This is a genomic window from Alcaligenes parafaecalis, from assembly GCF_026344135.1.
GTDB lineage: Bacteria > Pseudomonadota > Gammaproteobacteria > Burkholderiales > Burkholderiaceae_B > Alcaligenes > Alcaligenes parafaecalis.
This window is the reverse complement of sequence record NZ_JAPKNA010000001.1, coordinates 173,898-200,633: the sequence shown is the minus strand read 5'-3', so window position 1 is coordinate 200,633 and position 26,736 is coordinate 173,898. Positions and strand designations below refer to the sequence as shown.

The window sequence follows — 26,736 nt, the reverse complement described above, 5'->3', positions numbered from 1 at the left end:
TTTCTCTGACTGAGTGCAGCGGCAGGCCGCGTCTTTCTTGACTCGACCTGCTGCTCTGAGTACCGTGATGGGCACGTTTCACCTCGTCTGGGTTTCATCATCATGCAGGTAGCACACTTCAGCCAGAACACCTTGGGGCGCGATATTGCCGTGGGCGATATTCACGGTTGCTTCACCAAATTGAACGCGGCTTTGAAGCGGATTCGCTTTGATCCGTCCAAGGACAGGCTTTTTTCAGTGGGTGATCTGGTGGATCGTGGGCCGGAATCGCACCATGTGTTGCAGTGGTTGGATCTGCCCTGGTTTCATGCGATTTGTGGCAATCACGAGCAGCTAACCTGGCGGCGGGCGATTGGGCAGCCGATTCAAGAGGTAGACCATCGTGTTCACGGTGGGCTGTGGCTGGATGACTGCCCGCAGGACGAACAAGCTCTTATCGCCCGACGTTTGCAGGCCCTGCCTTTGGCGATGGAAATTGAAACGCCTTTAGGGATGGTTGGTGTGGTGCATGCCGACTTTCCTTACGACGATTGGCAGCACATCCATACCGAGAGTTTTGATGCGAATGACCGCTATGTCTGTATGTGGTCCAGAGATCGATATGTCACTGGCTACGATGGCATGGTGGGTGGGGTTCGGGCCTTGGTGCATGGGCATCAGACGACTCATCAAATGCGGCAACTGGGGAATGTGTTTTTCATTGATACCGGCGGGTGGCTGGATCATGGGCATTTCACCTTGCTGGATTTGAAGCGATTGGTGGCTTTGTAGGTGTGCTTTGTTTTCGATTACGGGTTGTGATTGCAGGATTAGTCTCTGGGAAGACGCTGTTTCGGTCCTGCTGGGGTGTCGGGGCTGAGCACTGGCCGGCGCTACGCACCGGTCCCCTTGTCGAAGGCTCAATCGGGGCGCATCCTGAACTCGCACGATGGTTTGTCCCCCGGACAAACCATAAGCGTCGTGCTCAAACAGCAGGATGCTTGCACCCCCGATCGAGCCCTCGCCTGCGGCCAGTACTCTGAATCGCCCCGACACCCCAGCAGGACCGAAACAGCTCTCAGCGATTATTTGCAAAAACAATCCTTCTGCCGCAGCTAATTGTTGATTACTGAGTGCTGATGGCTGATATTCAACTTGCCCTGAACACGGAATTAATGACACCCCCTCTGATCACGTACAAGCCTATCTTCATCAATCCCGGCACAGATCTCTCGCGCTATCTATGGCTACCTGAACAACAATTATCATGACAAGCGCTGTGACTTTAGCTTCAAAAACAAACCACAAGCTCAAAATTACACACGACTGCTTGTTAAGCCTGGGTATCCTCAGCAAGCTTCATGCTCCCATAAAGCACCTGGCACCCGACAGTTAATAATTGGCACCGATTTTTCTATCCGCCACTCCCCCACCGCCAACTATTGAAAGTGAGGATAAACAAGCAACCCTCGCCCCCTCAATCGCCCCTACGCAACTACAGCAAATAAGAGAACCACACACAGCCAGTCCACAAAAGGAAGAAGGCCGCATATTTATAGTCATTGTGAGCCGGTCTGGGCCGGGGGGCCGTCCTCTGGGCGATTCAGGCTTCTTGCCGCAGGCGGGCTTGCTATTCGGGGTGCAAGCGCCCTGCTGTTTGAGCACGACGCTTATAGTTTGTCCGGGGGACAAACTATCGTGCGAGTTCAGGGCGCGCCCGAATAGCAAGCCTGACCAGGGCACCGGTGCGCAGCACCGGCAAGGAGCCAAGCCCAGAGGACGGCCCCCCGGCCCAGACCGGCGTTTTCACGAGGCACTATCTAAACATGCAGCCTCTCCGCTCCTTGTCCCCATACTCAGCAAACCTTCTGCTCCGTACACAGCAACGGCGCAAAACGAAGAAGAAGAGAACCAAAACAAAACCGCCCCAGTTCCCAAAAGAAACTGAGGCGATTTCATCTTCAAACAAACAGCGGATAGGCCAAAGGCTTACTTCTCCACGCCCCCACCCACAATCACACCGTTCACATCTTTACCGTAATAGCTTTCCTCACCATCGTGGAACTCGACACGAGCCTCCTCAACAGTGCCTTTCTGACGCGCATCCTTGGGACGCTCATGGCTATTGATATACGCCGCTACGTCCCACGCATCTTGATCAGACAAAGAGAACGGCTTACCCAAAGGCATATTGGCCTTGATAAAACCGGCCGCCGTATCAATACGCGCCATACCTGCACCCCAGTTGTAGGAGTTAGCCCCCCACAAAGGCGGGAACACAACTCCGCTTTCAGCATCCTTCTGCCCCTGACCATCCACCGCATGACAGAGCACACAGTTATTGGTGTAGACCTCTTTCCCACGGGCTACGTCATAACCCAGCTCGGTCTTTTTGACCTTGGGGAAACCGGCACCGGGTAACTTCTGCCCTGTCGGCGCACCATCGGACATCCAGTACATATACGTCATCAAATCGCGATACACATCGCTGCCAGCCGGAGGCGCAATGCCCGAGGGCGACGCCTGCGCATTCATGGAAAACGTAAAACAGCCAATAATGCGATCTTCCAGCGTGCTGATGGCCTTGGTCTTGGCGCGATAAGCCGGATAGCTGACATACGCTCCCCACATCGGGGCGGAGTGTTCACGACGACCACCGTCCAAGTGACAGTTCACACACGCCAAAGTATTGCCCACGTGATCAGACACCGTGGTCGACGTTTCCATAAAAATCTTCTGACCACGACGAATCGCCTCGCCATAAGGCGTAGCGGGAATGCTGCTTTCTGGTGGCGGCACGTAGTAACCATCCGCCCCCACCGGCATACCCGCCGTCACCGCATGCTTGTCCTTGCTCTGAACTTTGCGGTCCGCTTCCATCGCCTCGCGGCTATAGCCTGCATTGCCAATCTGAGTCGTCGCCTGATCGGGCGACCCAAACGAAAACGACAACCAGCCCTTGGCATTCAGACCATAGCCAATTGCAAAAAGCAGCACACCAATACCGGCCCCCCAGGCCAGTCTGCGTCCGCCCGACATGGCGGGCTTGCTGCGACCATTGTTTTGAGTGTCTTTCATAAGAAGCTCTCTGTTTTGATCTTATTTCGCCTGCTTGCCATTAGCAGGCAGCGAGGCGGCGTAATAGGAAACCGCATACAAGTCCTCGTAGGACAAGCGCGAGGCGATGTCATCCATCAGGCTTTGCGGCGAGTTATGACGATGCCCACCTTTCCAGGCCGACAACTGACTGAACAGGTAGTCCGCCTGTTGCGCGGCCAAGGGTGGGAAGGAGGTGCCAACGCCCTCACCCTGACTGCCGTGGCAACTGATACATGCAGGCACGTTCTGCTTCCAATCGCCTTTGTGAAACAGGGCCTCGCCACGCGCCAGATTCGCTTCCGAACTGGGCACATTGATGGCAGGGGCAGGCAGCTTGGCGTAGTAGGTAGCCAGCTCTTTCATATCGTCCGGCTTCAGGCCGCGAGCCACGTACTGCATGGACTCGTTCAAACGCGTACCTTGAGCAAAGTCTTCCAACTGCTTGAGCAGATACGCCTCGGGCATACCGGCCAGGCGTGGCGTGATGCCCGCACCTTCACCGGCCTCGCCGTGGCAGGACGCACAGCTCCAGACACTGCCCTGCCCGGAATGCACCAGCACCGGCGCATCTTTCAGGGCAGGAATGGCAGGCACCACAGGCGTGCCACCCGCATTGGAGTGGATGATGGGAGCCGTAGGCTCATCCGGTGCCGCATGCGGCGCCAGATCGTGCAGGTACAGGCCCACACCGGCCAGGGCCAAGGCCACCAGAACGGCGAGCAGAAAAATCGGGATGGGACGCGGCGGTTCCCACGGCTCGAAGGTGGGGTCGATGTTCTCGACCTGGGGCGAACTAGAAACTTTTTCCATTGTCATGACTTGTCCTATTTAGCGCCCGACTCGGTCGAGGCCTCTGCGGCGCGACGGTCGTAACCACGGTCACGTTTATCAAGCTCCTGAGCACTGGTCGCATACGTGCGGTCCAAAGCCAGCAGGTACTCCACCAAATCCAGGGCCTCCTTGCGGGCGACCACATGCTTGCCCGCAGGCTGCAAGGATTCCGGCAAACGCACCACCACATCGCCTTCGGCAACTTGGTCTTTCAGCTCGAACATATAGGGGTAGGACGGCATCAGGCTCCAGTCAAAAATCGCACGGGGCTGATACAGATGGGTCAAATGCCAGTCACGGCTTTTCATACGCGCACCGACGTTGAACAGGTCGGGACCGGTACGCATGGTGCCCAGCAGGTGGGGCGAGTCGTAAAAGTAATCGCCCGGTGTGGACGCACGGCCCCAGCCACGTGCCGTATCAAACAGGGTTTGACCGGTGGAACGCGGCTGCTGGCTGTGACAGTACAAACAGCCATTGGCCACGTACTCGTCACGCCCCAGCAATTGCTGGGCGGTATAGGGCTTCAATTGCTCCGGCGGCTCGGACGTGCGCAATTGCCAGGCTGGCAGAATCACCAGCATCAAGGTAGCCAGCAGCAGTACGCCGATAGCCCCGATTAGTAATGGTAAGAGTCGATTCATGACGCATCTGCCTGAGCAAGTGTTGGAGTCGCTGTCGTTGCGGGATTTTTACGCAGCAAAAGCAAGGCAAAGTGAGCGGCAAAGATGAAATGGCCCAGGGTCATCATGGTGCCGCCAATGGAGCGGGCTTCCAGATAGGGAACCATCTTGCGAGTGATCTCACCAAAACTTGAACCAGGGTCCATCAAGCCCATGCCCTGCACCACACCGGCAATGCTCAGGGCCAGCACGTAAATCGTGAAGCCTGCAGTCACCAGCCAGAAGTGGGTCTTGATCAGGGCCGGGAAGGGCCAGCGGCGTCCCAGAATGTGCGGCATCATGTAATACAACGTGCCGAACATCACCATGGATACAAAGCCATACGCACCCAGGTGAGCGTGACCCACGGTGTAATGCGTAAAGTGCGTGACCGAGTTCACCGAGCGGATCGCTTCCAGCGAACCCTGGAAGGACGACAAGGTATACATTAGCGCGCCAATCCAGACGAAACGCAGGGCCATGGATTGCTTGAAGGCCCACAAGTTCTGCGCAACCGTCACGTGCTGGTTAATCGCCACGGCAATCACCGGCACAAACATCATGATGCTGTGCACCACAGACAAGGTGACGGCCCAGGTTGGCACCGGACCACCCATCAAGTGGTGAATACCGACCTGGCTGTAGAACAGCGCCAGACTCCAGAAACCCAGCAAGGACACGTTGTAGGAATACACGGGTTTGCCGATGATTTTGGGGATGATGTAGTAGGCAGCGCCCACACCCATCGGTGTCAGCCACAGGCCCAGCACGTTGTGGGCAAACCACCAGTTCACCGTCGCTTGTTGAGCACCGATATGCAGGCCAGGGATGTTGGAGACCAGGAACAGGAAGGGAAACCAGACCATCCCGGCCAGGAAGTACCAGCCCGACACATAGATATGGCGCGACTTGCGGTTGGCTGCGGTTTCAATCGCAGGCCAGGCCAGGAAAAAGCCCCCTACCGCCAGCAGAATATCGATCTGCCAGGGGAATTCCAGCCACTCGATACCATCGGACCAGCCACTAGCCACGGCAATCGTGCCGCCCAATACGCCCAGTGTCCACAGCGCCGCACCCACATAAACCATATTCGGGCGTCGTAGCGGGGTATGGAAAATACGGGGTAATAACCATAAAGCCACGCCGATCCCGGTTACTGACAGCCAGCCATAGGCCACGATGTTCAGGTGCAAGGTACGTGCGCGACCAAAGGTCACTTGTGCCACATCGGCCAGCCAATCCGGCCAGTGCAGCTTCAGCGAGGCCATCACGCCAAATACCGAACCAATCAGCAGCCAGGTAATCCCGACCGTGACCAGGAGCAGAACCGGCCCCCGACCACTGCGGTCAATGCCCGCACGCAAAACGTCAAAACGATGAGTATGTGCTTCGTTCTCCCCCCCAAAGGAAGCACTATCATCAGGCTGCCCAAGCTCACCTTTCATGAAGATGGTCTCAGCTTCGTTCTTCCCAACGAAGATCAGCTTGTTTGCCACGGCCCAGACAAGAATGCCCAGTGCCACCAAAGAGGCGACAAAACTGGTCGCCAGTAATATTCCTAATATAGGAGTCATGTGAGTAAATGCCCGATATCTGTCATGCGGCTAAGCCTAAAGAAACGTCATTGCCCAAGCCGGTTTTATTAAAAAAGTAAGTACCGAGATACAAATGCAATGCAATCTACATCACAGTAGAGGATCAGGATTAAGGCCAAATTAAGAGAATTTTCCCTCTCGCCCCTGCCCTCAAGGCTGCTAACATGAACGCCGAAACGTAATAAACATCAGGCTTTGCCTGCACAAGCCGCATTCGCTACAGGGGGGAGAATGCACGTTTTACTTGTTGAAGATGATGCGCTTGTCGCCAGCGGAATTGTGGCGGGCTTGCGACTGCATGGGCTGACGGTGGACCACGTCGGCACGGCCAGCCTGGCTGATACCGCCTTGCTGTCTTCCCACTTTGATGTCTGTATTCTGGATCTGGGCTTGCCCGATCAGGACGGCCTGACACTGCTGCGTCGTTGGCGTGAACAAGGCCGCAAACTGCCTATTCTGATTTTGACGGCCCGCGACGCCCTGCATCACCGGGTCGAGGGGCTATTGGGCGGGGGCGATGATTACGTCATCAAGCCCTTTGACCTGGACGAGCTGCTGGCGCGCCTGCATGTGCTGACCCGACGTCTAGCCGGGCATGACACGGACTGCATTGAATATGGGCGGCTGAGTTTCTGTGCGTCCACCGGCCAGGTCACTTTGGATGGCAAACCGGTCAATCTGGCGCGCCGCGAGCTGTCCTTGCTGCGCGCCCTGCTTAATAAACCCAATTCGATTTTGAGTGCAGAACAACTTTGTGACAGCGTCTACGGTTACGACCAGGACCTGGAAAGTAACGCCATCAATGTTCATATCTACCATTTGCGCCGCAAGCTGGGCAGCCATATTGTCGAGACCGTGCGCGGCCTGGGTTACAAGCTGGGGCCTGCCGGTTAGGTCCGCCACACCATGAGCTTACGCCTTAGACTGCTGCTGATTATCGGCATTTCCCTGACTGTGCTGTGGAGCGCAGTCGCTACCTGGATGCTGATGGATGCACGCCAGTCCTTACGTGAAGCGCTGGACAGCCGCTTGGCGGCGTCAGCCCGTATGGTGGCCGGGCTGGTGGCCCAATTTCCGAATTTGCAGGAGCTGGCCCAATCGGCCGAGCGGCCTTTGGACATCATTGCCCGTGATGGGGTGGCCTGCGAAATCAGCGTGGTACGCAGTGAAGTAGAAATTCAGGCCGTCAGCCGGACGGCTGGCAGCCCGGATATGTCACAAGTGGCCCTGGGCTTTGGCACTCATATGCATGGTGGCAAGCGCTGGCGCACCTTTGTCTTGCGCGAAGGTCATATTCAAATTGCCGCTGCGGACAGCATCGAAATCCGCGAATCGCTGGTGCGGGGAATCATGATCTCGGCAGGCCTGCCCTTTGTGGTGGCCCTGTTTGGCAGCTTGCTGCTGCTATGGGTAGGGATTACGCACGGTCTGGCCCCGCTGGAACGGATTCGGGATTTGCTGTCCCGCCGCCGCCCCGGTGACGATAGCCCCCTGCCCAAAGTCAAAGCGCCGGTTGAACTGCAGCCCTTGCTGCGCACCATAGAGGAACTGCTGGAGCGCCAGCAAGCCGCCATCATGCGCGAGCGCCGCTTTACCGATAGTGCAGCCCACGAGCTACGCACCCCGCTTACGGGGATCAAAACCCATATTCAAGTCGCCCATCTGGCCGCAAAGCGACCCGGCGAGCGCAATACGCTGGATACCGCCTTGAGCCAGGCAGATCAAGGTGTGCAGCAACTGCAAAATATTCTGCAACGACTGCTGGAACTGGCCCGTCTGGACGGCCAAAGCGCCAGTATGGAAAGCAGCCAGGCCGATGAGGCCGTGTACGCCGCCCTGCATGCGCTCAAAGCCATCTACGGCGACACCATCGACCAGATCACTCTGGATATACGCAGCAAGCCCGGCCCAGTGCGGATCGAGAAATCCCTGCTGACTGTCGCCGTGCAAAACCTGATTGATAATGCCTTGCGCTACACCCAGGCCGTACAACCGATCAGCCTGCGTATTGAGGCGGATGAACCGGGCTTTTTACGTATCAGCGTGCTGGACCACGGCCCCGGCTTAAGTGAACGCGAGCGCGATCTGGCCATGAACCGCTTTTGGCGCGGCTCGCAGCAGCAGGCGGGTTATGGGCTGGGCTTGTCTATTGTGAACGCCATCGCGACCCAGCATGGCGGGACACTGGAACTACTCAATCGCCAAAGCGGGGGGCTGGAAGCACGTCTGACTGTTCCTATCGGTACAGCCACACCGCCGTACAACTAATTGCCCCACCGTCAGCACAGTGCCTTGTACACAGTGCACTGATTGCGGATTGCGGATTGCCAATCAGTCCAAAGACGAAACGCCTCCGCGCTGCGTAACCTGCCTCCTATCAGATCCAGGCATATTCACGCTGAAAAAAGCCATAAAAAAAGGCCAGATCCCATAAAGGGTCCGGCCTTTTCAGTTTGACGCTGCGCTTGCCTAATCAGGCAAGCCAATCATCAAAGAATTTGAATCTTGGTTGCGCATGGGCCTTTTTGACCCGCACCTTCCACGAAGGAAACACGTTGGTTCTCTTCCAGAGTTTTGAACCCGGTTCCTTGAATTTCACTGTGGTGTGCGAAGAGATCCTTGCCGCCGTTCTCCGGCACGATGAATCCGAAGCCTTTTTCGCTGTTGAACCACTTCACAATACCAATTTCTGTCTTCAAAATAAGTCCTAAATGTAATAATAATCAGGGAAATAATTTCCCCTTTCAGCACTATCCTCTGATTAGGCCTACAAAGATAGCTTCGTTACTTTTTAATCCCGAAAATAAGGCATTTCTGTTGTTTCCTGAACCACTTTGGGGCTTTTTCCACTTTTCATCGCACCATCAAGACCTTTGCACCTGCATACAAGAATCTCGGTGCTGGTTCACTTCCTGGCTAGCTCACATTCCCTTCAGCGGGCAGCCCGCACTGGCGCCCCGCGCTATTCTTGAACCCCCAGTCGAATATAAAAATCCCCACGCAGTTCAAGCACTCTTGGCTATACTGGCTCGCACTAAGCGGGCTACTAATCCTGATTGACGTGTGTCATGTCATGATCACGAGGAGCATAAAAATGAATCGTAGAAGCTTCATGCTGGCCACGCCAGCCGCCGCACTGGGAACCCTGGTTCTCCCCTCCGCCAGCCTTTCTGCCCCTGCCATCATCACCAATACCAGCCAGATCCTGCCGCCCCACACCAAGGGGCCGCGCATTGTGATTTGCGGTGGCGGCTGGGGCGGGATGACAGCCGCCAAATATCTGTCCAAGCTGGTCCCGCAAGCACAAGTGGTCCTGATCGAGCGCAATCCCACGTTCTGGTCCGGGCCCATGAGCAACAAGTGGCTGATTGATATCGTCAACACCGATTTCCTGAACCACGACATGCTGGCACCCGCCATCAAGTATGGCTACAACCTGGTGCACGCCGAAGTCACGGCCATCGAGCGAGACAAAAAAACCGTACGCACAACCCAGGGCACCTTGAGCTACGACTACCTGATCCTGTCAGGCGGCATACGTAACGCCTACGACGCCTGGTTCGGGAATGACACGTACGCGGCTGAATACACCCGCCAGCACTTCCCCAATGCCTACATCCCGAATGCCGAGATGTTCGCTCTGAAGAACAAGCTCAAAGCCTTCAAGGGCGGCACGATTGTCATGACACTGCCGCCACCGCCTCATCGTTGCCCGCCCTCGCCCTATGAGCGCGCCTGTCTGATGGCCTGGCATATCAAGTCCAACAAGATTCCAGGCAAGATTATTATTCTGGATCCCAAGCCCACCATCGCCCCCATTGGCGAAGGCTACCGGGCCGCCTTCCAGGAGCTGTACCCGGACATCATCACCCACGTGCCCAATGCCCGTGTACGCGAAGTTGATCCATTCAAGAAACACATCAAGACCACCGCAGGCGACTTTGATTTTGACGACGCCGTGCTGATGCCGCCCCATCAAGCAGCCGATATGGTCTGGAATGCCGGTTTGGTCGGCACCGGCCCCGACGGCAAACCGACCGGCTGGGCCAATATTGATCCGCGTCTGTTCACCGCCCGCGACGACGACAATGTCTATGTGGTGGGGGACTCCATGGGCTTTATTTCCGACCAGTTCGGCCACTACCCCAAGAGCGCCCACGTGGCGCACGCCGTTGCCAAGATTGTTTCCCAGAATCTGGCCGAACGCATCGCGGGCAAGGAAGTGGTGCCCGTGCTGCCCGACAACCTGTGCTACATGATGGTCAACGGGGATCCGCAAGAAGAAATCTCGGTCAAGTTTGAATACGAGCTGGATGCAAGCGGCAAAGTTCTGCAAACGCAGATTGATATGGATGTACGCACCCCCGACCTTGTTCAAGAAGACTTCCAGTGGATCCAGAGCCGTTTCAATGACTTCCTCTAAACTTCCCTCTCGCTTTGTCCGCCGCCGCCAGCTTTTGCTGGGCAGTGCAGCGGGACTTGGTGCCGCTTGGCTACCCATCAATCTGCATGCGCAAGTGGCCTTTGACCAGCTTCTGAAACCGGCCACCGCGGCCCAGGTGCAGGCCATTGTGGACGAGTTCCTGAAAGGAGCCACACCACAAGAAAAAGGCCTGAAACTGGATATGCCCGCATTAGGCGACAACCCTGCTGCCGTGCCGGTGAAAGTAGTACTGGATACCCCGCTAAGCAACGATGTCTATTGCCAGGAGCTGATCATTCTGGCCCAGGGCAACCCACACCCGCTGGCTTGCCGCTTCAGCTTCACCGCGCTGGCAGGCACCACGGAAGTAGCCGTACGCCTGCGTCTGATCGAAACCCAAACCATCCGCGCCCTGGCTCGCTTGAGCGATGGCCGCGTCCTGAGCGCCCAGCATCACATTACCGTGACCGCTGGCGGCTGCGGCATGTAAACAAGGGGCACTCATGAGCAAACCACGTATCTGGATCAGCAATGCCAAACCCAAAGCAGGCGATATTGTGCGCGTGCGCGCCCTGATCGAGCACCGCATGGAAAGCGGCCTGCGCTTGAATAAAGAAGGCCAGGCGGTTCCGCGCAACATCATCAACGACTTTAAAGCCACCTTTAACGGCGAGCCCTTGTTCAACTGGCAGCCGGAAACCGCGATTTCCCAAAACCCCTACATCGAATTCACCTTTGTCGCGCGGCAATCCGGGGCTCTGGAAATGAGCTGGACAGACGATCAGGGCAGCGTCATCCAGGGCCAGACGGAGCTGACGATCAGCGGCTGATTCACGCCGCCTGCCATCATCGCCCATTCCCCCCTCTTCAGCGCCCACCCCGGGCGCTGAGTTCATAACAGCGTTCTATATAGTCATACAGGGGGGGCGTAAGGGGAATGCTACGCTTGGCGTCCTTTCCTACAACGATGCACATTGACAAGAAGAATGCCCATGTCCCTCTCTCTGGTAGGTCGTCTCCTTATTGCCCCTGCCCTGTTGGCGGCCAGCAGTGCCGCTGCCCCGGTCTGGGCCAGTTCCAGCACACTGGATATCAAAACGGTGGCCAGCTCCTGTGCGAACTGTCACGGCCCCGATGGGCGTTCCACGACCCTGATCCCCTCCCTGGCTGGCCGCCCTGAAGCCACCTTGCTGGAACAACTGCGTGCTTTTGCATCCGACAAGCCACCGGCTGGCACCACCATCATGAATCGCCTGGTCAAAGGCTACCAGGACGCGGATCTGGAAGCCCTGGCCCGTTATTTCTCTGAAGTTTCCTCCACCCCTCGCAGCGCTGCGGAAGGACGTTAAGAATGAGCACACCCTTAAACTCCTCCCGTCGCCAATGGCTGAGCCGTGTCGGTAAAACCGGTGTCGCCGGTTTGGCCTTGAGCACCCTGCCCGTCTATGCACGCAGCAGTTCTGCCCATGTGATTGTGGTCGGTGGCGGCTTTGGTGGCGCCACCGCCGCTCGCTATCTGAAGCGTGGCGATCCGTCCCTGAAAGTGACTTTGATCGAACCGGCCACTACCTTCTACACCTGCCCCTTCACCAATTTGTATCTGGCTGGTTTGCGCCGCTTTGAGCAGCAAGGCCACGGTTTCGAGGATTTGCGCGCAGCCGGTATTGATGTGATTCACGATCTGGCCTCCGCTGTTGATTCCCAGGCCAAAACCCTGACTTTGGCCAAGGGCCAGAAGCTGTCTTACGACAAGCTGCTGCTCTCGCCCGGTATTGATTTTCGTTGGAACACACTGGAAGGCTACGATGAGGCGGCCTCCTTGCTGGCTCCGCATGCCTGGAAAGCGGGCGACCAAACCCGCTTGTTGAAAAGCCAGTTGGACGCCATGCCCAATGGCGGCACCTTCATTATGGTGGCTCCTGAAAACCCCTTCCGCTGCCCGCCCGGCCCCTACGAGCGCGCCAGCATGGTGGCCCACTACTTCAAGCAAAACAAACCTAAATCCAAGATTCTGATTCTGGATGCCAAGGACAACTTCTCCAAACAAGGCCTGTTCCAGGACGGCTGGAAGCAAGTCTATGGCGACATGATCGAATGGGTGCCCTTCTCGAAAGACGGCAAAGTCACCCGCGTGGATGCGGCCAAACTGAGCGTGGAAACCGAGTTTGGCGAAATCCACAAGGCCGATGTACTGAACGTGATCCCGCCACAAAAAGCCGGGGCGATTGCCGAACAGGCAGGTGTCACCAACGCCAGCGGCTGGGTGCCTATTGACCCGCACACCTTCGAGTCCGAGCAGGTCAAGGACATCTACGTGGTGGGCGATGCCACGATTGCCTCGCCCATGCCCAAGTCGGGTTTCTCGGCCAACACGCAGGCCAAGCTGGCCGCAGCGTCCATTATCAATGCGCTCAGCGGCAAGCCCTCGCCACAAGCCACCTTGAGCAATACCTGCTACAGTCTGATCGCCCCCGACTACGGGATTTCTGTGGGGCATTTGTATGCCTTTGCAGACGACAAGCTGGCAGAAGCATCCGGCGGGGTCAGCCCCAAAGAAGCCAGCCCGGCCTTCCGCAAGCAGGAAGCCCAGTACGGCGAAGCCTGGTATGCCGCGATCAGCCGCGACATCTGGGGCACCAAAGGCTAAGTGTTCATAACCCGGTCCTAACATCCAGCGCACATGATGAATACAGAACTTGTACTGTGGGTCAGCTTGGCCATTGGCCTGCTCTTTGGCATCTGCGGCCAGCTCAGTGGTTTTTGCTTTTATCGTGGTTTGACCGAGCGCTGGTCCGGGCGCAGCGGCTACAAGCTCCAGGGTTTTGCCCTGGCGCTGGCCGTGGCCTTGGCCGGGACACAACTGGCGGCAGGCTATGGCCTGATCAGCCTGGATCACGTCCTGTACCTGAACCCCACTTTCTCCTGGCTATGGGTGCCTGTGGGCGGTGTGCTGTTTGGGGCAGGCATGACCCTGGCAAACGGCTGCGGCGCACGCGCCCTGGTCTTGTTGGGGCAAGGCAATTTGCGCTCCTTTGTCGTCCTGCTTTGCTTGGGGATTGCAGCCTATATCACCTTGACGGGCCTGCTGGCCCCGCTGCGCATGAGCATCGCCCAAGCCAGCAGCGTGACTGTGCCCGCCGTCACGCTGGCTGCAGGCACTATCCGTTCTATCGTCATTGCCGTGATCGTGGCCGCCTTGATCGCTTTTGCCTTGCTGCGCCGACAAGACGGCCAGCGCCTGAATGATCTGCTGGCTGGAGCATTTGTAGGACTGCTGATTGTGGCAGGCTGGCTGACCACCGGCTGGCTGGGCGATGATCCTTTCGAGCCTTTGCCCGTCAGTTCCCTCAGCTTTGTCGCGCCCATTGGCGAAAGCATTCAATACGCCATGATCTCCACTGGCATGAGCCCCCGTTTCACCATCCTGATTGTGGCTGGTGTGTTACTGGGTTCTTTGCTCAGCGCTCTGCTGCGCCGTCGCTGGAAGCTGGAAGGCTTTGAATCTCCCCGCCAGATGCTGCGTTCTATCGCAGGTGGAATCTTGATGGGAGTGGGCGGCGTGCTGGCTCTGGGCTGCACCATAGGCCAGGGCTTAAGCGGTTTGTCTACACTCTCGGCGACCTCCTTGCTGGCGGTGCTGGGTATTATCGTCGGCTCCCGTCTGACCTGGACCCGCCCAACAGCCTGACTCCGTGTTTCAATAAGGGCTTGAATTTTCACTCCTCAGGCTGCTCAAACAAGCTCTGTTCGGCAGTCCTGAGACGTGCTTATCGAGACCCTCGCGATGCGACAGATCCTGCTAGTTGTCGATGTGCAAAGCTGCTTTTCACCGCCCCCGTGGCTGATTGAAGGCATTAACGCCTTGAGCACCCGCCTGCCCTGCGCGGCCCTGATCGAACTGCACGATGAGTCTCAAACGCCCTTTTCCAGCCAGCTAGGCTGGAACCCGCCGCGCAGCGATCGCTGTCTGGTGAATGCCAAACAAATCTTCATCAAACACGGCTACGCGCCCAGCCCGGCTGCGATGGAGTATCTGCAGCAATGCCAGGCTGATCGCATTCTGGTCTGCGGCATTCAAACTGACACCTGCGTGCTGGCTGCAGGCTTTGCCTTGTTTGATGCAGGGCTACACCCCACCTTGATTACGGACCTGACCGTGGGCTCGTCTCTGGATCGCTCCGGCGAGTTGGGCATCAAGCTCTGGAAACATCACTTCGGGCGCACGATCCACAGCAGCGAACTGATTGCGGAACTGAACCAGTCATAAACAGCTCGCTTTTATAGCCTGTGTCCCTCGCACCCACCTGCTCAGCCCCTTCTGTCTACCCCAGCCACAACGCCCCTCACCCGATTCCCGACTCCTGCTATCCCACTTTCTAAAAGCCGCGCCTTCTCCATGCAGGTACAAGAGCGTGCTAGTTGAAAATTCAACCATACCGTCCCTGACTAATCATTACGTTTAACGTAATCATTCAGCCATAAGCTTTATTGATAGCCCTATGTCGCCGCTGATATGGTCGTCTCCAGAAACCTGCAAAAGGTTCAACTACAAGGAGACGAGACATATGCATTGGCTATCCATTGCCGTATTAGGAGGCATGTTTGTGCTGGCAACCGCCCTGCCCATCAATATGGGGCTGATTGCCTTCGTAGGCGCTTTTTTAGTAGGGACACTGGTTGCAGGCATGGGCGCCAAAGAAATCATGGGCGGCTTTCCGGCTGACCTGTTTCTGACATTGGCCGGTATCACCTACTTGTTCGCCCTGGCCCAGAACAACGGCACCATCAACTGGCTGGTCAGCATGTCCGTACGGGCAGTACGCGGACGCATTGCCGCTATTCCCTGGATCATGTTTTTCATCACGGCTGCTCTGACCTCTGTCGGTGCCGTCAGCCCGGCCGCTGTCGCCATTATTGCTCCCATCGCCTTGGGCTTTGCCCGCCAGTACGGCATCAACCCCCTGTTGATGGGCTTGCTGGTGATTCATGGCGCACAAGGCGGCGGCTTTTCCCCGATCAGCATTTATGGCGGCATTACCAACCGCGTGGTCAGCGCCGCCGGTTTGCCCTTGAATGAAATGGCCACCATGATGGCCAGCCTGAGCATCAACCTGGCGGTGTCCATCTTGCTGTTCATCTGGATGGGCGGCTTGAAGCTGATGCGTCAGAAAGTGGATTTAAGCTCCGCGGACGTCAAGGTCGCTCGCGTGGCCCACGGTTCAGGCGGCCCACAAGTGTTTGGCGATGCAGAAGCCGAAGCCTTCGGCGAAGAACGCAAAACCGCCCAGAAAAGCCCTGATGCCCTGGTGGAAGCCGGTAATGGCGGAAGCGAAGCTCCGCACTGGTATCGGGTTGTCACCTTGATAGGGCTGTTCGTGCTGGCCGTTTTGACCTTGTTCTTCAAACAGGACATTGGCTTTACGTCCATCACCATTGGTCTGATCCTGACCCTGATGGCTCCCAATCTGCAAAAGCGTGCCCTCGGACAAGTATCCTGGCCCGAGATCATGCTGATTGTGGGTGTCAGCACCTATGTCGGGGTGATGGAATCCATGGGCACAATTGATTTTGTCGGTCATAGCGTTGCCCAGTTGACCTCTCCCTTGATGGCGGCCTTGCTTCTGCTCTTTGTCGGTGCTGTGGTCTCCGCCTTTGCGTCTTCCACGGCAGTGCTGGGGTCGCTGATTCCGCTGGCTGTGCCCTTTTTGCAAGGCGATGGCGGCGTGGGTCCCGTGGGCTTTATTGCAGCCATGGCGGTGTCCTCCACCATTGTGGACGTCAGCCCCTTCTCCACCAATGGCGCATTGGTGCTGGCTAACGCGCAAGGTGTCTCGCGTGATGCCTTCTTCCGTCAACTTCTGTTGTACGGCGCTGCTGTCACCGTTATTGCTCCGGTCGTCGTCTGGCTGCTGTTTGTAGTGCTCTAAACGCACCTGATCGAGCAGCGTATAAACCGGCCCCGGATGCCTCAGTATCCGGGGCCGGTTTGCTGAGGAATGCCTGGCCCCCCTATGCAAAACGCCAAAACAGCTATGGCGCCGCATTAAATTCTGTAGAAAGCCTTGAAACCGAGAATATTTCCACACCGAAATGAGAATGATTGCTATTATTCCGCGGTCGTTCAAGCCTGATGCCCTCTTTTCCTCTCTATCACCCGCTACTCGTTTCCTGAAAAGCGAGAGTTGCGTGATGAGTGCAGCTTACAAGAATGGCGGACTCAATCTGCCACCCATCGCTGCCAGACAAGCACGGCTTTTCTCGGTTTTATGGTCATCAATCCAGCACCCGGAGACGGTGTTGAAGTAGGAGGCGCGTCAGCGTGAAAGAGTCATTTCGCCAATGTATGGCATGGCTGCATACTTGGGTCGGTCTGGTGGTGGGCTGGATCCTGTTTTTTGTCTTTGTCACTGGCACAGCCGGTTATGTGGATGATGAGATCACCCGCTGGATGGAGCCCGAGCGCCCTTTGCCCGCGCAAGTCTTGCCCGAGCAGTCCAGCCACATGCTGGATCAGGCCCTGACGCAGCTTCAAGCGCATGCGCCCGAAGCTAAGGCCTGGACGATCACCCTGCCCCATCAAGCCCTGAATCCACGAGCTACACAGGGTCTGTCGATTGCCTGGGAAGAACTGCCTCAACCGGGTCAACGCGGACGTCGCGGGGGTGAAAACCTCGACCCGACCACCGGCCAGATTCTGCCCGAGGTCGAACCTCGCACGACCGCTGGCGGCACCGGTCTGTATCGCATGCACTATGCCTTGCATTACATGCCTTATCCCGTTGCCATCTGGCTGGTCGGGATCTGCACCATGCTGATGCTGCTGGCCGTGATCACAGGGGTCGTCACGCACAAGAAAATCTTTACCGATTTCTTTACCTTCAGACCCGGCAAGGGGCAGCGTTCCTGGCTGGACGCACACAATATTGTCAGCGTGATGTCCCTGCCCTTTTTCCTGATGATTACCTACACGGGCCTGATCTTTTTCATGTCCATCTATATGCCTGCCGGGCGGGACGTGATGTATGGCGCCACAGAAGCGGGCCGACAAGCCTACTTCCAGGATATTCGCTTTCAGAACCGCGCTTTCCTGCCGGTGTTCCTGCCCCAAGCCTCACTGAGCGAGATGATGCAAAGCGCCGAGCAGCAATGGGGCAAGAACAGCATTGCCTCGATCCAGATTACGCATCCGCAAGACAGCCAGGCCTATGTCGAGCTGCGCCGCACCGGCGTCACAGGCGTGTACTGGACCCGTGCTGAAACGCTGCGCTTTAACGCTATCGACGGTAGCGCCATGGAACCGGAAGACACGAGCAATCTGACCGGGGATACCCACCGCGTTTTACTGGCTTTGCATGAAGGCGTGTTTGCCGAATGGTGGATGCGCTGGCTGTACTTTATTTCTGGCCTGTTAGGCTGCGCCGTGATCGGAACGGGCCTGGTGCTCTGGACTGTCAAACGACGTACCCAGCATCAAAAACGTATGGCCAAGGCCAGCACGCTAAGCGTAGCCGAGCGCTTTGATGCGGCTGGCCTGCGTCTGATCGAGATCCTGAATGCCGGAACACTGGCAGGTTTACCGCTGGGTCTGGCCGCCTACTTCTGGGCCAACCGCCTCTTGCCCGTCACCATGGCCGACCGCGCTGCCTGGGAGTTTCATGCACTCTTTCTGGTCTGGGGCTGGTCCTTCCTGTTCGCAAGCTGGCGTCCTTTGAAACGTGCCTGGCTGGAACTGCTGTGGCTAACGACCGCCGCCTATGCCCTGATCCCCGTTCTGAACATGCTGACTACCGATCGTCACCTGGGCATCACCTTGCCCTACGGCGACTGGGGTTTGGCAGGCTTTGACCTGACCATGCTGGGACTGGCCGCCACCTTTGCCTACATCGCCATCAAAATGAAACGCAAATGGCACATTGCCAGCCTGCAGCAAAAAGCCACTGCACCAGCCCGTTTGCAAACCGCAGGAGTGAACTCGTGAGTAGACTGACTGCAAACTATCGCCTTCAAGTGCTGTCGCGCATTGTGGCGGCCACGATCGGCGGCTACGCCCTGGCTTCTGCCGCGACAGTCTTGCTGACCTTGCTCTGGCCCCTGCCTAAAGGTCAGGCCGTGCTAGCCACCAATATGCTGAGCTTTGTCTGGTACACCATCGCAGTGATGTGGGTGTTCAGCACCAGAAGCGCCACCCGGGCCTGGGTGGGCATGGTATTACCGACCGCCTTGATCGCCTTGCTGAGCTTCTTGCTGATCCCTGCGGGAGCCGTGTCATGATCAACACCAGTTTATGGCTGAATCTGGCCGTTTTTATCAACAGCCTGGCGGGCTTTATCTGCCTGGCGCTGGCCAGTGATCGACAAGGCGAGTTTCTGCTGCACCACACACCCTCCCAACGCGAACGCCTGCTCTTTCGTGTCCTGGGCTGGCCTTTGCTGGTGCTGGCGCTCGTACTGTGCATACAAGGCTGGGGCGCCAGCATGGGCGTGGTGTCCTGGTTGGGCTGGCTCACCGTGGCAGGCGCAGGCTTGACCTTCTATCTACCTTGGTGGCCTTGGCAAGAGAAAAAGCCGGTACGGGCTCGCCCTGCTCCTGTTGCCAAAGCGGGAGCAGCAGAGCCAAGCCCCACTCCCCAGGAAACGGTCCCCTCAGCAGCCAAAGCACCATTCAGCCTCGCCCCACGCAATCTGATTTTTGCTAGCAGCTTGCTGGCAATCCCTGCCGCCTTTGCCATTTACCTGGCCCAACTGGGACCCGCCCCCATCTTTCGGGCGGATGCCCTGCAAGGCCAGATTGGCCCGTGGCCCTTTGTCCTGGCCGAAACCAATGAGCACGCCCCCGTCCTCTCCGGCACCGGCCCTCACCACACCAAGAGCTTCCAGATTCGGTTTTGTGAAAGCTGCGATACCGCCATACGCAGCGCCTACCTGCAAATTCGCAAACCGGACAGCAAGCCCTCACCCCGGCAGGCCTTTGGCGGCGTACGTTGGACACGCGCAGTCGACATTACCATCCCGCATGACAGTGAATTGGAGCATCAGTTGTGGTTAACGGTAGAGGCCAAGAACGGCGAACTCTATCACCAGGCTTTTGACTTCCACCAGGTGTCGCCTGCAACAGCGGCTTTTATTCAGAAAAACCTTTAAGAAAAGCGCTCTGCGGCCTTGAGTGATCAGGACGTCGCGCCTGCCGGACGGGCTTTGGGTATCCCAAAATCCAAATTAAGCCGACGGCTATTGCAAACATGCAAAACAATCTGAAAAGCAACACCAGCATAGAAAACAAAAACTGCAAATAAGAATCATTGCTATTATTGCAGAGTTACTCTATCCCTCCTGTCCTCGCCCCCCACATGTCTGACCGGTCTGCTCCAAAGAAACCATGGCTCACTTTTTACAGCGAGCTCATTGGCTCATGGGCACGCCGGGCGGATAGTCGGCAAGACGCCGAAGATGCCACCCACGATGCCATGCTCCATCTGCTCGAGAGCAATGCCAGCACGATGTTGAACCCCAAGGCTTATCTGCACCAAAGCGTGCGTAACCGCCTGATTGATCAACACAGGCGAACCCGTCTCATGGACATCGTTCCTTTGCACGAGTTAAAGGAAGAATTACACCCCGCCCTGACCGATCCGGATTCTCAGGTACGCACCACACAATTACTCGAATCGCTCAAGACGGCACTGGCCGAACTTCCCTTACGAGGCAGGCAAGTCTTCCTGTTACATAAGCTGGAAGGCTATAGCCAACAAGAGATTGCGCAACAATTGGGTATTTCCGTCAATATGGTGGAAAAACACATGATCCGTGCCGCGCGGCATTTGCGCGAGCGCATGCAAAAATATGCATCACAATAGGCCCGTGTTTTTCCACCTAGTACGCCCTCTCAGATGGAGGAGAAAAAATTTGATCGCCCTTCCTCCATCGGCCCAGGCCCCATTATGAAGACTGAATATCTGACGTTCCCGAACCAGCCACGCGCAGCCGCCTCGTACTGGTTTGCACGCATTCATTCCGGTAATTTGACCAGGGCCGAGCACGAAGCATTTCAGCACTGGCGTCAAGCCAGCCCAAATAATGAAAAGGAATATCAAGCACTTAGTGAGATCTGGCAAGCCACCAGCATGCTGTCCAATACGGACCTGCAAGCATTGATGACCGAACCCCATCCTTTCAAGAAAACCTCCCCTTCAGACTCAAAACGCCGTTTTCTGCTTGGCACCAGCGCCTTGTGTGCTGTGGCAGCAGTCAGCACAGCTCTACTTTACGCAAAGGACTCAGAGCAACCTGAGCAGGAACTACACTATCTCACCACTCGCGGTGAGCAAAGGCAGGCAGACCTACCTGATGGCTCAAGCATTCTGCTGAATGTCGATACCGAAGTACGGATACGGTATTACGCAACCCGCCGTGAAGTTGAGCTGCTGACTGGTGAGGCCCTCTTCACGGTGACCAAGAATTCCGCCCGCCCATTTCTGGTTCACGCTGGCACAGTAGATGTGCGCGTTACAGGTACAGTATTCTCGGTGCGTCACGAAAGCCAGCATACCGCCGTCGCAGTCGAATCCGGCTCCGTCCATCTGCAGTCAGGGCCCTGGTGGAACAGACAACAAGCTGATCTCGCTTCGGGGATGTTGGCCCGCTTCTCTCCGGGCGCCCCGTTCAATGTTCAGGCAGCCTCCGTTACAGCACTGACAGCATGGCAACACGGACGGCTTGTCTTTCAGGGGCAAGCCTTGGAGCAGGTGGTACAGGAAATGAACCGCTACTTAACGCATCCCTTGCACCTTCAAGACAAAGCTCTGAAACGCATACCGATAAGCGGCGTTTTCAGTATCGAAGATGCCGATGGCTTTCTTCAGTCCTTGCAAAAACAGGTGGCAATAACCCTATCCCCACGCGCGGATGGTGGCACGAACCTGGGACTACAGCGCTAAGCCTGATAATCCAAGCATCTGGATCAAACGGGAATCGAAACTGAACGGCTTTCACGCACTCATCGGATCCATCCCCAGCACAGACACAAAAATACGAATAATTCTTTTTTACAATTTAATCTGAGTTAGCCAGTCAGGTTTTTATCTGCACAGCCCGTCTTACTAATTGAAGGGCTCACATTCAATAGCAAGACTGCAATGTTCCTTTCGCCAAACAGTTAGCGCATCACGCGCTCTACTCTTCATGCCTGAGGACATTTCGTGAAGCACAAGACTTCTTTGCCGTACCGGGTACAAGCTGCCCGGCGCTATATAGCTCAATGTTTTTCGATTACCAACGCAAGAAGTCTCGTTTTACTTACTAGCGTTATTTCGTTTGTTCCCCCCCTCACCGCACAGGCCCAGAGCACCGCAATACACATCACGATCCCTGCCAGCTCGCTCGATAACGCGCTACTGCAACTGGGACAACAAACCACATTACGGTTTATCTATACCTCAGACTTGGTGCGGGACTTACATACCCAACCCCTCAACGATACCCTGACAGCCGAGGATGCACTTCGTCACCTACTGAGGGGCACAGGGATTCAATACACACGCCGCGGTAATAACGTAGATCTGTGGAAAAACCTTGAGACCAGACAACTGGACCCCGTTCAAGTAACTGGGCACCGGGACCTTGTGACGGAAGACTCGGGTTCCTACGCCGCAACAGGGACCAGTCTGTACAAAGATAAACAATCCCTAAAAGAAATACCGCAATCGGTCACAGTCATTACCGCCCAGCAAATTGAGGACCGCGGAATGAGTAACCTGTCCGATGCAATGAATAATGCGGTCGGTGTCACTGTGGTGCAACATGAAGACTCCATAGGCGGAAAGTATTATTCGCGCGGCTTTCAGATAAGCGATATTCGGATCGATGGAGGAGCGATCGCCGCTTTGGGCAGGAACGACTTCATCGCCGACCCCGACCTGGTCAAATACGAGCGTATCGAGATACTACGCGGTGCCGACGGTCTGTACACCGGTGCAGGTGAGCCAGGCGGAACCATTAGCCTGGCCCGCAAGCGCCCCACGGACTACCTTCGTCTGCAAGCAAACGCCTCTGCAGGAAGCTGGAATACGGCCCGCCTGATGGCAGACATCAGCACCCCTATCGACCAGACCGGCAAAATCCGAGCTCGCCTTGTGGCTGCCACGGATACTCGCGACTACTTTTTTGATACGAGCAAAGCCTCGGGGCATACCATCTACGGCGTCCTGGAGACCGATCTGAGCTCACGCACCACACTTATGCTGGGAGGCAGCCACGAGAAACGTCAGGAAGTACCGTGGTATTTCGGCTTGCCACGCTACAACACGGGCGAAGATATTGGCTTACCGCGCAGCACGAGCCTGGCAACCGATTGGAGTCGAAAAAACCATGAAAGCTGGGAGGTGTTTGGGGATTTGACCCACCGCTTCGAGAACGACTGGAAGTTTGTACTGAGCGCCACCCATTCAGCACAGCACTACAACAGCAAGACTGGCTATTTAAATGGGGCGATCGATCCACTTACCCTGGACGGCCTGACATATACAGGCGCGTACTTTCGTACTGAGGGCTACCAAAACCAGCTTGATGCCAATCTGTCAGGAAACTTCACTCTGCTGGAAAGATCGCATGACTGGCTCATCGGGGCAGATTACAGCAAGCACCAAGCCCAGGCTAAAAGCGCTCCTTTGACCGGGGGAGGCACCGTTAATCTGGCCCGTCTGGCCCAGGCCTACTGGCCCGAGCCCAATACACCCACTTTTGGCCCCGGAACGGCCTACACCAATTTCCCGGAATACGGCGAGGAGCGCAGTGGCGCTTATGCACGCCTGAAGATATCGGTATCGGATCCACTCCATGTAATCGGAGGGGTTCGCTACAGCAACTACAAATACTTTCTGAACCGCTCAGGTATTACCGAAAATGGCAGCACCAACTGGGTTGATCAACGGCGCTTTGTCGACAATGGCGTCGTGACCTTGTTTGGATCTCTGATATATGACCTCAATCCGGACTGGAGCACCTACCTGAGCTACGCAGAAATCTACAAGCCCCAGGCAGGATTTCTTGCAGGCCCATTACCGGGCAAGCCGTTAAACCCTATCACAGGGCGCACCTATGAATGGGGCTTAAAGGGTACACATCTTGATGGCAAACTAAACTCCGCCGCTGCACTCTACTACACCCAACGCAAGGGCGAGGCCGCCGCAGATGGACGCTATCCGAACAACGCCAACCCCGACAATGGCAGCTCCTGCTGCTATGTGGAACAAGGCAACGTCCTCAGCGAAGGGATAGATCTTGAATTGAATGGCGAACTCTACCCGAACTGGCAAATATATGCCGGCTATACCTATAACCATAATAGAAACAAGCAAACCGGGCAGAGATACGCCAAAAACACTCCAAGCCATCTGTTCAAAATTTGGACGACTTATCGTTTGCCTCAGGTAAACGAGAGATGGACGCTAGGTGCTGGCCTAATCGTACAAAGCCGCAGCTCAGTCAGTGGAGAAGCATTCGTCGATGTGGGCAATGGCAACTTCGCCTCAGCCCCCTATAACTCCCGCCAAGGTGGCTATACCGTTGTCAATGCCAGTGTGCGCTATGACCTTAGCAAATCACTTAGTGCAACCCTCAATGTCAACAACCTATTCGACAAACGGTATTACGCGGGGCTGGGGGAAAACGGCAAAAACAACTATTACGGAGCGCCGAGAAACGTGCTTCTGTCCATACGAGCGGCCTACTAACCATGTCGCCCTCACTGCATACCCACTATCAGCCCACCATTTTTCCGGATTTTTGTGTGAATAGCGCTATACCTGAACTCGCCGTTAAAACAGGGAGTACATCAAAGTGAAAGCCACTTTTCGCCAATCGATGGCATGGCTGCACACGTGGGTAGGACTTGTCGTCGCCTGGGTCCTGTTTTTTGTATTTTTGACCGGCACAGCCAGTTATGTAAAAGACGAGATCACACGATGGATGGAGCCCGAACATCCCCTACCTTCACAAGTTGTACCCGTGCAATCCAGTGCCATGCTAGAGCTCGCCTTAAAGCAACTCCGCGCAAAATCCCCCCCGGACTTCAAAGCCTGGACCATTACCTTGCCGCATCACGACCTTAAACCTCGTATCGAGCATCCGTTATCCATTAGCTGGGAAGAGCAACCCTTCCAACACGAAGCTCGCCGTGGTGAAGCAACCCTGGATCCGGTCACAGGCCAAGTACAAACTGGCATCACGCCGCGCGCAACAGAGGGTGGCACAGGATTGCTCCGTATGCACTACGCCCTGCATTATCTTCCTGAGGAACTCGCTATTTGGTTAGTCGGAATATGCACCATGTTGATGTTGGTCGCTGTTGTCACTGGCGTCGTGATACATAAAAAAATCTTCACCGATTTCTTTACCTTCAGACCGGGGAAAGGGCAACGCTCCTGGCTAGACGCGCACAATATCGTCAGTGTCATGACTCTGCCTTTCTTCCTGATGATTACGTACACGGGCCTGGTGTTTTTCATGTCCTTGTACGTTCCTGCCGGACATACGGTGATGTACGGATCTTCTGACGCAGGGCGACACGCATTTATTGATGAGCTGTACTTCCAGAAAGTTGACTATCAGCCCGTCACTCCCCCAAAAATCCCCATGAGTGTGATCACGCAACAGGCAGAACAACAATGGGGAAAGAACAATATTGCCTCCGTCACCATCATGCATCCACAAGGTGGCACACCCTATATAGAGCTACGCCGTACGGGTGCTAGCGGCATACATTGGAGACGCGGTGAGACCCTGCGCTTCAGTGCTCTGGATGGGCAGATACTGACCGTCGATGCCCTCAACAAAACCGCCCTGAATACCCAATACATCCTGCTCGGATTGCATGAAGGGACTTTTGCAGATTGGTGGCTACGTTGGCTATATCTTATTTCGGGCCTGCTTGGCTGCGCTGTTATCGGCACCGGTCTGATTCTGTGGACCACCAAACGGCGCACCAAATACCAAAAGAAACTGGCTAACAAGCCTGACCTTAGCTTGTCAGAGCACATTGATGCGGCTGGACTACGACTGGTTGACGTGTTGAACCTTGGGACCCTGATCGGTTTGCCGCTTGGATTAGCTGCCTATTTCTGGGCTAACCGCTTGCTGCCTGTACAAATGCTTGAGCGTGCCCAATGGGAAATACATGCGCTATTTCTCGTCTGGGGTGCCGCATTTTTGCTGGCAGCCGTACGACCTCTGAAACAAGCCTGGTTAGAGCTTCTCTGGTTGACCTGCGGCTCCTATGCCTTGCTCCCTGTTCTCAATGCCCTCACCACTGACCGCCATCTGGGCGTCACCCTGCCCTATGGTGACTGGGTCTTGGCCGGGTTTGACCTCAGCATGCTCGGGCTGGCTGCAGGCTTTGCCTATATGGCTATCAAAGTAAAAAGAAAATGGCTGATTACCGAGCAGCTAAATATACCCACTACACAAAGCAAACTTCCTTTAACGGGAGACACGCCATGAGCCAGCTTGGCCTTCGCTATCGTTTACAGGTTCTGTCACGCATTGTCGCCGCGATTATTGGAGGATATGTCTTAACATCCGCCATCACCGTACTGCTTACGCTCATTTGGCCACTACCTCGAAGCGAAGCGGTACTAAGCGCGAACATGCTGTCCTTTATCTGGTACACCGTCGCGGTCATATGGGTATTTAGCGCCGGCAGCGCGCTTCGTGCATGGGCAGGCTTACTCTTGACCTCTGCCTTGATCGCACTACTGTGTCTGTTCTTGGCCCCTCAAGGAGCCATGTCATGAGTCACCCTACTGTATTACTGAACTTGGCCATTTTTATAAGTAGCCTGACAGGCTTTGTCTGCCTGGCTTTAGCCAATGATCGTCAAAGTGCCTTACTCTTGCATCGCCCTCCCAGCAAAAAGGAAAGGCTGGCATTCCGCCTGATTGGCTGGCCTTTACTGGCCATAGCTTTAGCGCTGTGTTGGCAGGGCTGGGGCTGGAGTATTGGAACGGTAGTGTGGCTGGGCTGGCTGACCGTCGCCAGTGCAGGGCTGAGTTTCTACCTTCCTTGGTGGCCCTGGCGAGAGAAAAAAGCCAAGCGTGCAAGCCTCTCTAAATCCCAAAAACCACTATTACCTTGAAGCAGAGCGGCACAAGTATGCC

Annotated in this window: 25 protein-coding genes; 20 read left to right on the top strand and 5 right to left on the bottom strand. The window is 56.0% G+C overall.

Annotated features, from left to right (window positions below; genetic code table 11):
• Positions 1-102 precede the first annotated feature (102 nt).
• Complete coding sequence (locus tag OSH09_RS00885; protein WP_266119840.1) at positions 103-771, top strand: metallophosphoesterase; 669 nt, start codon at positions 103-105, stop codon at positions 769-771.
• Between the two features lie 1,197 nt (positions 772-1,968).
• Here OSH09_RS00885 and OSH09_RS00880 read toward each other — a convergent pair.
• From OSH09_RS00880 to OSH09_RS00865, 4 genes are read right to left on the bottom strand one after another with little or no spacing between them, the layout of a single operon-like run.
• A complete protein-coding gene (locus tag OSH09_RS00880; RefSeq protein ID WP_207873863.1) occupies positions 1,969-3,057 on the bottom strand; it encodes a c-type cytochrome in 1,089 nt (362 codons plus the stop codon).
• Positions 3,058-3,078: 21 nt separating this feature from the next.
• Positions 3,079-3,888 carry a c-type cytochrome gene (locus OSH09_RS00875; RefSeq protein WP_243430242.1) on the bottom strand — a complete coding sequence of 270 codons (810 nt, stop codon included), beginning with the start codon at positions 3,886-3,888 and terminating at the stop codon, positions 3,079-3,081.
• Between the two features lie 14 nt (positions 3,889-3,902).
• A complete protein-coding gene (locus OSH09_RS00870; protein WP_207873861.1) occupies positions 3,903-4,553 on the bottom strand; it encodes a cbb3-type cytochrome c oxidase subunit II in 651 nt (216 codons plus the stop codon).
• Positions 4,550-6,145, bottom strand: a complete 1,596-nt coding sequence (locus OSH09_RS00865; protein ID WP_266119839.1) for a cbb3-type cytochrome c oxidase subunit I — start codon at positions 6,143-6,145, stop codon at positions 4,550-4,552. The genes OSH09_RS00870 and OSH09_RS00865 overlap by 4 nt, the downstream gene beginning before the upstream one ends.
• 252 nt (positions 6,146-6,397) lie before the next feature.
• Between OSH09_RS00865 and OSH09_RS00860 the strand changes: the two genes are divergently transcribed.
• Positions 6,398-7,060: a response regulator gene (locus OSH09_RS00860; protein ID WP_207873858.1), complete on the top strand. Its 663-nt coding sequence runs from the start codon at positions 6,398-6,400 to the stop codon at positions 7,058-7,060.
• Positions 7,061-7,072: 12 nt separating this feature from the next.
• On the top strand, positions 7,073-8,434 hold the full coding sequence (locus tag OSH09_RS00855) for an ATP-binding protein (RefSeq protein ID WP_266119838.1): 1,362 nt from the start codon (positions 7,073-7,075) through the stop codon (positions 8,432-8,434).
• A gap of 221 nt (positions 8,435-8,655) precedes the next feature.
• On the opposite strand, the gene OSH09_RS00850 is transcribed toward OSH09_RS00855, so the two are convergent.
• A complete protein-coding gene (locus tag OSH09_RS00850) occupies positions 8,656-8,865 on the bottom strand; it encodes a cold-shock protein (protein ID WP_109089477.1) in 210 nt (69 codons plus the stop codon).
• A gap of 395 nt (positions 8,866-9,260) precedes the next feature.
• On the opposite strand from OSH09_RS00850, the gene OSH09_RS00845 reads away from it, so the two are divergent.
• The 17 genes from OSH09_RS00845 (at position 9,261) to OSH09_RS18325 (ending at position 26,714) form a co-directional block, all read left to right on the top strand.
• Complete coding sequence (locus OSH09_RS00845) at positions 9,261-10,589, top strand: FAD-dependent oxidoreductase (RefSeq protein ID WP_266119837.1); 1,329 nt, start codon at positions 9,261-9,263, stop codon at positions 10,587-10,589.
• Complete coding sequence (locus OSH09_RS00840; protein WP_266119836.1) at positions 10,576-11,079, top strand: thiosulfate oxidation carrier protein SoxY; 504 nt, start codon at positions 10,576-10,578, stop codon at positions 11,077-11,079. Before OSH09_RS00845 ends, OSH09_RS00840 begins: the two co-directional genes overlap by 14 nt.
• Before the next feature lie 13 nt (positions 11,080-11,092).
• Positions 11,093-11,419: a thiosulfate oxidation carrier complex protein SoxZ gene (gene soxZ, locus OSH09_RS00835; protein WP_266119835.1), complete on the top strand. Its 327-nt coding sequence runs from the start codon at positions 11,093-11,095 to the stop codon at positions 11,417-11,419.
• A 162-nt stretch (positions 11,420-11,581) separates the two neighbouring features.
• The gene (locus tag OSH09_RS00830) at positions 11,582-11,938 is read left to right on the top strand and encodes a c-type cytochrome (protein ID WP_207873853.1); all 357 of its coding nucleotides are present in this window, start codon (positions 11,582-11,584) and stop codon (positions 11,936-11,938) included.
• A gap of 2 nt (positions 11,939-11,940) precedes the next feature.
• A complete protein-coding gene (locus tag OSH09_RS00825; protein ID WP_266119834.1) occupies positions 11,941-13,236 on the top strand; it encodes an NAD(P)/FAD-dependent oxidoreductase in 1,296 nt (431 codons plus the stop codon).
• Between the two features lie 36 nt (positions 13,237-13,272).
• Positions 13,273-14,277 carry a YeeE/YedE family protein gene (locus OSH09_RS00820; protein ID WP_266119833.1) on the top strand — a complete coding sequence of 335 codons (1,005 nt, stop codon included), beginning with the start codon at positions 13,273-13,275 and terminating at the stop codon, positions 14,275-14,277.
• A gap of 96 nt (positions 14,278-14,373) precedes the next feature.
• Positions 14,374-14,856, top strand: a complete 483-nt coding sequence (locus tag OSH09_RS00815) for a cysteine hydrolase family protein (RefSeq protein ID WP_266119832.1) — start codon at positions 14,374-14,376, stop codon at positions 14,854-14,856.
• 298 nt (positions 14,857-15,154) lie between these two features.
• Positions 15,155-16,516, top strand: a complete 1,362-nt coding sequence (locus OSH09_RS00810; protein WP_207873850.1) for an SLC13 family permease — start codon at positions 15,155-15,157, stop codon at positions 16,514-16,516.
• A 392-nt stretch (positions 16,517-16,908) separates the two neighbouring features.
• A complete protein-coding gene (locus OSH09_RS00805) occupies positions 16,909-18,567 on the top strand; it encodes a PepSY-associated TM helix domain-containing protein (RefSeq protein WP_266119831.1) in 1,659 nt (552 codons plus the stop codon).
• Positions 18,564-18,860 (top strand): DUF3649 domain-containing protein, encoded by a 297-nt coding sequence (locus OSH09_RS00800; protein WP_266119830.1) that lies wholly within the window; start codon positions 18,564-18,566, stop codon positions 18,858-18,860. The genes OSH09_RS00805 and OSH09_RS00800 overlap by 4 nt, the downstream gene beginning before the upstream one ends.
• Positions 18,857-19,729 carry a DUF3325 domain-containing protein gene (locus OSH09_RS00795; RefSeq protein WP_266119829.1) on the top strand — a complete coding sequence of 291 codons (873 nt, stop codon included), beginning with the start codon at positions 18,857-18,859 and terminating at the stop codon, positions 19,727-19,729. Before OSH09_RS00800 ends, OSH09_RS00795 begins: the two co-directional genes overlap by 4 nt.
• Positions 19,730-19,935: 206 nt before the next feature.
• The gene (locus OSH09_RS00790; RefSeq protein WP_266119828.1) at positions 19,936-20,442 is read left to right on the top strand and encodes a sigma-70 family RNA polymerase sigma factor; all 507 of its coding nucleotides are present in this window, start codon (positions 19,936-19,938) and stop codon (positions 20,440-20,442) included.
• Between the two features lie 84 nt (positions 20,443-20,526).
• Positions 20,527-21,522 (top strand): FecR family protein, encoded by a 996-nt coding sequence (locus OSH09_RS00785; RefSeq protein WP_266119827.1) that lies wholly within the window; start codon positions 20,527-20,529, stop codon positions 21,520-21,522.
• A gap of 261 nt (positions 21,523-21,783) precedes the next feature.
• Complete coding sequence (locus tag OSH09_RS00780) at positions 21,784-24,315, top strand: TonB-dependent siderophore receptor (protein ID WP_266119826.1); 2,532 nt, start codon at positions 21,784-21,786, stop codon at positions 24,313-24,315.
• Positions 24,316-24,421: 106 nt separating this feature from the next.
• Positions 24,422-26,080, top strand: coding sequence for a PepSY-associated TM helix domain-containing protein (locus tag OSH09_RS00775; protein ID WP_266119825.1), 1,659 nt, complete (start codon positions 24,422-24,424; stop codon positions 26,078-26,080).
• The gene (locus OSH09_RS00770; protein ID WP_323178689.1) at positions 26,008-26,373 is read left to right on the top strand and encodes a DUF3649 domain-containing protein; all 366 of its coding nucleotides are present in this window, start codon (positions 26,008-26,010) and stop codon (positions 26,371-26,373) included. The genes OSH09_RS00775 and OSH09_RS00770 overlap by 73 nt, the downstream gene beginning before the upstream one ends.
• Positions 26,295-26,714, top strand: coding sequence for a DUF3325 domain-containing protein (locus OSH09_RS18325; RefSeq protein ID WP_407653270.1), 420 nt, complete (start codon positions 26,295-26,297; stop codon positions 26,712-26,714). The genes OSH09_RS00770 and OSH09_RS18325 overlap by 79 nt, the downstream gene beginning before the upstream one ends.
• Positions 26,715-26,736 lie beyond the last annotated feature (22 nt).